Source organism: Protofrankia sp. CiP1_Cm_nod4, assembly GCF_982290645.1.
This window is the reverse complement of record NZ_CEVIVC010000020.1, coordinates 22273-29249: the sequence shown is the minus strand read 5'-3', so window position 1 is coordinate 29249 and position 6977 is coordinate 22273. Positions and strand designations below refer to the sequence as shown.

The window sequence follows — 6977 nt, the reverse complement described above, 5'->3', positions numbered from 1 at the left end:
CCGCCGGGGTGCCGCTGGTCATCCTCGCCGGCAAGGAGTACGGCTCGGGCTCGTCGCGTGACTGGGCGGCCAAGGGCACGGCGCTGCTCGGCGTCCGCGCCGTGATCGCCGAGTCGTACGAGCGCATCCACCGCTCCAACCTGATCGGGATGGGCGTCCTGCCGCTGCAGTTCCCGCCCGGGGAGTCGGTCACCTCGCTCGGCCTGACCGGCGAGGAGACGTTCACCATCGTCGGGCTCGCGGACGTCGACGAGCGGACCGCCACCCTCACCGTCCAGGCGGACGACAGGCGCTTCGACGCGGTCGTGCGCATCGACACGCCGGGGGAGGCGGAGTACTACCGCAACGGCGGCATCCTGCCCTACGTCCTGCGTTCGCTGCTGGCCCAGTAGCACGCGGCCGGGCGGCGGGGCCCGGGGCCGCCACCGCGCGCCGCGCGGATACCGGCGGTGCGGGCCCCGCCGGGGCCGGTGCGACAAGGCCGTCGAGAGTGCTTGCACGAGGCTCTCGGCGGCCTTGCGCCGTTCTCCCCTCGCGCTCCCCTCGCGGGGGTGCGGCCGGCCCGTGCGCCCGGCCGCACCCGCGTCCGATCATCAATGCGAGAACTACGCCAGGCCATGGGAAAATGTGCGAACTGTTTACTTTGGGGGTGTTGCGTCCCCATGTGTGCCACCCGATATCGTTTGACACAGCACCAGCGCACCCCAGAGACCAGCGTCTCTGTCCTCCAGAAGACACGCGCCGGATCGAGACGCCCAGTCCTGCCCCGGTCCGGCGCCCCCTCCGAGTAACTACAAGGTAGGAGCGAGGCCCCCCCAGGTCCTGACGGTTTTCTCCCGAATCGTCGCCGAGCCACGTTCATGTCATGGTCACGTCCATGTCATGGTCACGTCATGGTTCGGAAGCCAGGGACCGCGGTGCCTTGCGGGCGTACGGGAAGGAACACGTGTTGCTCCCACGTGGCGTGATCCGCTTCCCCCCGAGCGGGGAACCCGCTGGTCGCGGTCGCCATCGCGACCAGGCGCCGGTGGGTGAGGCCGATCGCGAATCCCTGTACCGCCGGATCTGGCTGAGCCCGCAGTCCCGCCGGGTCGCCACCATCGCCGCGGTCACGACCGGGACCCTGGCCGCCTCGACCGCGGGCTTCGCCGCGACGATGCCGGGCCCGGGTGGCAACGCCTCGTTGGAGCCCACCGCCACCACCGACACCGCCGCCGCCTCGGTGATCGGCGGCGGGTCGCGCACGGGCACCCTGGCCGCGTCCGCCGTCGGGCTGGCCGGCCGGATCGGCGTCCCGGACCCGAGGCTGACCGAGGTGTCGATCGTCCCGGACAGCGCGACCATCGCACCGGACGCGCCCGTCGTCTTCACCGTCCGCGCCACCCAGCTCGGCAGCGGCCAGCCCGTCACCAACCAGCGGATCCGGATCGCGGTGGCGAACGGGCCGCAGTGGACCACCACCGCCCAGCTGCAGACCGACGCCAGCGGAACCGCGAAGATCACCACACGGCTGCTGTCCACCACGACGCTGACCGCGGTGTTCGACGGCACCAACGCCCTGCGCCCGTCGCTGGCCAACGCGACCACCGTCACGGTGCGCAGCCCCACGGCGTCCGGCCCGGCCACCGGCTCGACCACCAGCAGGCTGACGGCGACGGCCCCCACGGTCATCCCGGGCAGCTCCATCGGCCAGAAGATCGTCTATCTCGCCTCGCTGCAGAAGGGCAAGCCCTACGTCTACGGCGCGGCCGGCCCCAACGCCTTCGACTGCTCGGGGTACGTCCAGTACGTGTTCAAACAGCTCGGCCGCTACCTCCCCCGCACGGCGCAGCAGCAGTACGACGCCTCCATCCACATCCCCAAGGCAGCCAAGCAGCCCGGTGACCTGATCTTCTTCGGCTCGCCGGACAACATCACGCACATCGGCATCTACGCGGGCAACGGCTACATGTGGGCCGCTCCCCAGACCGGACGGACGATCAACCTCCAGCCCATCTACACCAGCACCTACTGGGTGGGACGTTTCCTGTAGAGCACGGCTGGCCGTCGCCCGTCGTCTACCCTTCTCCCTGTGCGGTGGGCGGCGTCGCCGCCTCGGTGTACCGAGGGAGAGGAGGTGCCGGGCGTGGCCGCTGCGGCAGCTCCCTCCGACCGGGTGCTGACGGTCCCGAACCTGCTCTCCGCCCTGCGGCTGGCCGGGGTCCCCGTCTTCCTGTGGCTGGCGCTGGGACCCCACGCCGACGGGGCGGCGCTCGGCGTGCTCGCCTTCGCCGGCGTCAGCGACTACCTCGACGGCAAGCTCGCCCGGGCACTCGGGCAGACCAGCCGGCTGGGCACCCTGCTCGACCCGCTCGCCGACCGCCTCTACATCTTCGCGACGATCATCGCGCTGACGCTGCGGGACATCGTCCCCTGGTGGTTCGCGGCGCTGCTCGTCGGCCGGGACGTCCTGATCGCGGCCACCATACCGCCGGTGCTGCGGCGGCTGGGGTACGGCCCGGCGCTGCCCGTGCACTACCTGGGCAAGGCCGCGACCTTCAACCTGCTCTACGCCTTCCCGCTGCTGCTGCTCTCGGCCGGGGACGGCTGGCTGGCCACCGTCTCCCGCCCGTTCGGCTGGGCGTTCGCCATCTGGGGCACGGCCCTGTACTGGTGGTCGGGGATCCTCTACGGCGTGCAGCTGCGCCAGCTCGTCCGGGCGGCCCGCGGCCCGCGGCCACCGCTGCCCCCCCGCGAGGATCCCGGGCCCGGTCAGGGGCAGGGCCAGGGGCGGGCGGACGCGGAAGCCGGCCGGCTGGACGCGGAGGTCGGCCAGTGAGAGCCGTCGTCATGGCGGGCGGGGAAGGGACCCGGCTGCGCCCAATCACGGCCAACCAGCCCAAACCGCTGCTCCCCGTCGTCAACCGGCCGATCATGGAGCATGTGCTGCGGCTGCTACGGCGGCACGGTGTCGACGAGACCGTGGTCACCCTGCAGTTCCTCGCCGCCCACGTCCGCGCCTACTTCGGGGACGGCGACGAGCTGGGGATGCGCCTGTCGTACGCGACCGAGACCACCCCGCTGGGGACCGCCGGCAGCGTCAAGAACGCGCAGGACGCGCTGCGCCACGACCCCTTCCTGGTGATCAGCGGGGACGCGCTCACCGACATCGACCTGACCACCCTGATGGCGCATCACCGCAAGAGCGGGGCGCTGGTCACCGTCGCGCTCAAGTCCGTCCCGAACCCGTTGGAGTTCGGGATCGTCATCACCTCCGACGACGGCCGGATCGCCCGCTTCCTGGAGAAGCCGACCTGGGGGCAGGTGTTCTCCGACACGGTCAACACCGGCATCTACGTCATGGAACCGGAGGTCCTCGACCATGTTCCCGCCGGCGAGCGGGTGGACTGGTCCGGTGAGGTGTTCCCGAAGCTCGTCGCCGCAGGGGCGCCGCTGTTCGGCCACGTCGTCGCCGGCTACTGGGAGGACGTCGGCACCCTCGACAGCTTCCTGCGGGCCCAGGCCGACGTGCTCGACGGCAAGGTCGACGTGGACATCGGCGGCTTCGAGGTCTCGCCGGGGGTGTGGATCGGCCGGGACGCGGACGTCCACCCCGAAGCGGTGCTCACCGGCCCGCTGCTCGTCGGTGACTACAGCAAGGTCGAGGCCGGCGCCGAGCTGCGTGAGTTCACCGTCATCGGCAGTAACGTCGTGGTCAAGTCCGGCGCCTTCCTGCACCGGGCGGTGGTCCAGGACAACGCCCAGATCGGGCCGCAGACAAGCCTGCGTGGCTGCGTGATCGGCAAGAGCACCGACGTGCTGCGGGCCGCGCGGGTCGAGGAGGGCGCGGTCATCGGTGACGAGTGCGTGATCGAGGAGGAGGCGTTCGTCTCCCACCACGTCAAGGTCTACCCGTTCAAGACGATCGAGGCCGGGGCGGTCGTCAACACCAGTGTCATCTGGGAGTCCCGGGGGCGGCGCTCGCTGTTCGGCCCCCGGGGGGTGTCGGGGCTGGTCAACGTCGAGATCACACCGGAGCTGGTGGTCCGGCTCGGCAGCGCGTACGCCACGACCCTGCGCAAGGGCTCGACGGTGACCACCGCCCGGGACACCTCCCGGGCCGCCCGGGCGCTCAAACGCGCGGTGACCAGCGCCCTGACCGCCAGCGCGATCGACGTGCGGGACCTGGAGGCCGCGCCGATGCCGCTGGTCCGTTTCGACGTCCGTTCCTCCGACGCGGCCGGCGGCGTCGTCATCCGCGCGGCCGCGGGGGACGCCGAACGCGTCGACATCATCTTCCTGGACGCCGAGGGGAGCGACCTTTCCCCTGCCGTCCAGCGCACGCTCGACCGGGTCGTCAGCCGCCAGGAGTTCCGGCGGGCGTTCCCCGACGAGATCGGGGAGCTGCGCTTCCCGGCCCGCACGACCAGCAGCTACGCCCGGGACCTGCTCGACCGGGTGGACACCGCCGGCCTGGCCGAGGCCGGCCTGAAGATCGTGATCGACGCGGCGGGGGGAACGGCGTCCCTGGTCCTGCCGACGCTGCTGGGACATCTCGGGGTGGACGTGCTCACCGTCAACGGCCGGCTGGACCAGACCGTCCAGGCCCATCAGCCCGGCACCCGGCACCGGCACGCGCTGGACCGGCTCGGGGAGCTGGTGGCCAGCTCCCGGGCCGCGTTCGGGGTCCGCTTCGACCACATCGGTGAACGGATCACGATCGTGGACGAGCGGGGGGACCCGATCGACGACGAGCGCGCGCTGCTGGTCTTCCTCGACCTGGTCGCCGCCGAGAACCGGGGGGCCGAGGTTGTGCTGCCGGTGACGACCACCCGGGTCGCCGACCAGGTGACCCGCTTCCACGGGCTGACGGTGCGCCGGACCTCGCTGTCCGCCGCCGACCTGACGCGGGCCGCGGGCGCGGCGGGCGTCGTCTTCGCCGCGGACGGCCGCGGCGGTTTCGTCGTCCCCGAGTTCGCCTCCGCGATCGACGGCCTGGCCGCGTTCGTCAGGCTGGCCGCCCTGGTCGCCCGGACCAGGCTGACTCTCAGCGCCATCGACGCGCGTATTCCGCCGGTCCGCGTCCTGCGCCGTTCCGTGGCGACGCCGTGGGCGGCCAAGGGGACGGTGATGCGCCGGATCGTGGAGTCGGTCGACCCCGACGGGGGATGCACGATCGACACCACCGAAGGTGTCCGGGTGATATGCCCGGACGGATCCTGGGTGCTGGTGCTGCCCGACCCGGCCGAAGCCGTCACCCACCTGTGGGCCGAGGGAAGCGCCACCACCGACGGCGACCAGCTCCTCCAGCGCTGGAGCGCCATCGCCGAGGGGACCCGCTCCGCGGGCGATGCCGTCCGGTGACGAGGGTCCCGTTCACCTGCTGGGGCCGCCGCGCGGGGATGCGCCGGATGCGGGCGTCGCGGGGGATATCGGGGCGATATGCCGCGGTGCCGCATTGCGGCGGGTTGCGCTGCCCCGCTACGCTCGGCCCGCCGGGTGGCCGGCCGGCCGTAGGGTTGAGCCCGGGCGCGGCAGCCGGCCGGACGCGGTCCCGGGCCGGCCGCGCTGCGGGCGGCCGGTGTGGGCTTGGCAGGTGTGAGCGGCCGGGTGGGCGGCGTTCGTCACGTCGCGGGCGTCACAGGAGTACCACAGGAGTGTCGGAGCTGGCTGGTGACATGGGCGTTCGCCGCGTGTCGCCGACGGCCTTGAGGAGTATGGAGGCAACCCCGCGTGTACCCGGAGGACCTGAAGTACACCAGGGAGCACGAGTGGGTCCGGGTGAGCGAGGCCACCGTGCGGGTGGGTATCACCTCCTACGCCCAGGAGGCCCTCGGCGACATCGTTTTTGTGACACTGCCGGCGGTGGGGGAACGGGTGGAGGCCGGCCGGCCGTTCGGAGAGGTGGAGTCGACCAAGAGCGTCTCCGACGTCTACGCGCCGGTATCAGGGGAGGTGATCGCCCGCAACGAGGTGCTCGACAGCACTCCCGAGCTGGTCAACTCCGATCCCTACGGGGAGGGCTGGCTGGTCGAGCTGGCTGTCGACGACACGTCCGCGACCGTGTCACTGCTGGACGCCGCTGCGTACGTCCAGCACGTGAAAGCGCAGTAAAGGTCTACGGAACATCCACGGAACATCTACGGAATGCTGCCAGTCGTTCGCGTTGCCGCTACGGACGCCACGCCGGAATAGCTCTCCTGCTCCCCTTTTCGCGGCAGTGGGCCTGATGCACTAGCCTCGTTGTGCGCCGGGAAGGCGATACGAGGCCGCGATCTCACGGCCGGTATTGCCTGTTCCGGTCTCGGAGCCGTTACCGGATGAGGGGGACGGGATGGCTCTGAGGAGGCAGCGAACGTTTTCGCCACCCCCAGGCGAGGTGGCCCGAGCGGCCGGCCAACCGCGTCCGCGGCGGTCCGGCAGGAAGCAGACGCGACCGTGTTCTGCACGAGGTGCGGACAGCAGAACCCGACCGATGCCCTGTACTGCGCACGGTGCGGGTCTCCACTGGTACGTCCAGGTGAGCCCATCGCGCCGGAGCGGCCTGCCGAACAGACCTCCACGCTCAATCTCGCCGCCGCCCTCTCCGGCGTCGAGGGTGAGCATGCCGACGAGTCGACCGAGCGGGACGCGGTCGCCGCGGTCGACGCGCTGCCGCCCGGCTCCGGCCTGCTCGTCGTCAAACGTGGCCCCAACGCGGGCAGCCGCTTCCTGCTGGACGCCGACCTGACCACCGCCGGCCGCCATCCGGAGAGCGACATCTTCCTCGACGACGTGACCGTCTCGCGCCGTCACGCCGAGTTCCACCGCTCGCCGTACACCAAGGGCTTTGCCGTGCGTGACGTCGGCAGCCTCAACGGCACCTATCTCAACCGCGAGCGGATCGACTCCGCCGAGCTCTCCAGCGGCGACGAGGTACAGATCGGCAAGTTCCGGCTGGTGTTCCTGACCGGGCCGGTGCCGTTGACGGGCGGCGGGGGCCCGCAGTGAGCCGAGGG

General features: G+C 71.6%; 5 protein-coding genes and 1 pseudogene. All 6 read left to right on the top strand.

The window, feature by feature from the left end; genetic code table 11:
• Positions 1–392, top strand: a pseudogene (gene acnA / locus AC5LSR_RS06480) (aconitate hydratase); the annotation flags it as partial.
• 635 nt (positions 393–1027) lie between these two features.
• The gene (locus AC5LSR_RS06475) at positions 1028–2032 is read left to right on the top strand and encodes a C40 family peptidase (RefSeq protein ID WP_250285072.1); all 1005 of its coding nucleotides are present in this window, start codon (positions 1028–1030) and stop codon (positions 2030–2032) included.
• Between the two features lie 93 nt (positions 2033–2125).
• Positions 2126–2818 (top strand): cardiolipin synthase ClsA, encoded by a 693-nt coding sequence (gene clsA, locus AC5LSR_RS06470; RefSeq protein ID WP_250285074.1) that lies wholly within the window; start codon positions 2126–2128, stop codon positions 2816–2818.
• Between the two features lie 11 nt (positions 2819–2829).
• Positions 2830–5343, top strand: a complete 2514-nt coding sequence (locus AC5LSR_RS06465) for a sugar phosphate nucleotidyltransferase (RefSeq protein WP_250285085.1) — start codon at positions 2830–2832, stop codon at positions 5341–5343.
• A gap of 369 nt (positions 5344–5712) precedes the next feature.
• Entirely contained in the window at positions 5713–6093 is a 381-nt protein-coding gene (gene gcvH, locus AC5LSR_RS06460) for a glycine cleavage system protein GcvH (protein ID WP_250285076.1), read from the top strand.
• A gap of 324 nt (positions 6094–6417) precedes the next feature.
• Positions 6418–6969 (top strand): FHA domain-containing protein, encoded by a 552-nt coding sequence (locus AC5LSR_RS06455; protein ID WP_250285078.1) that lies wholly within the window; start codon positions 6418–6420, stop codon positions 6967–6969.
• The last annotated feature ends 8 nt before the right edge of the window (positions 6970–6977 follow it).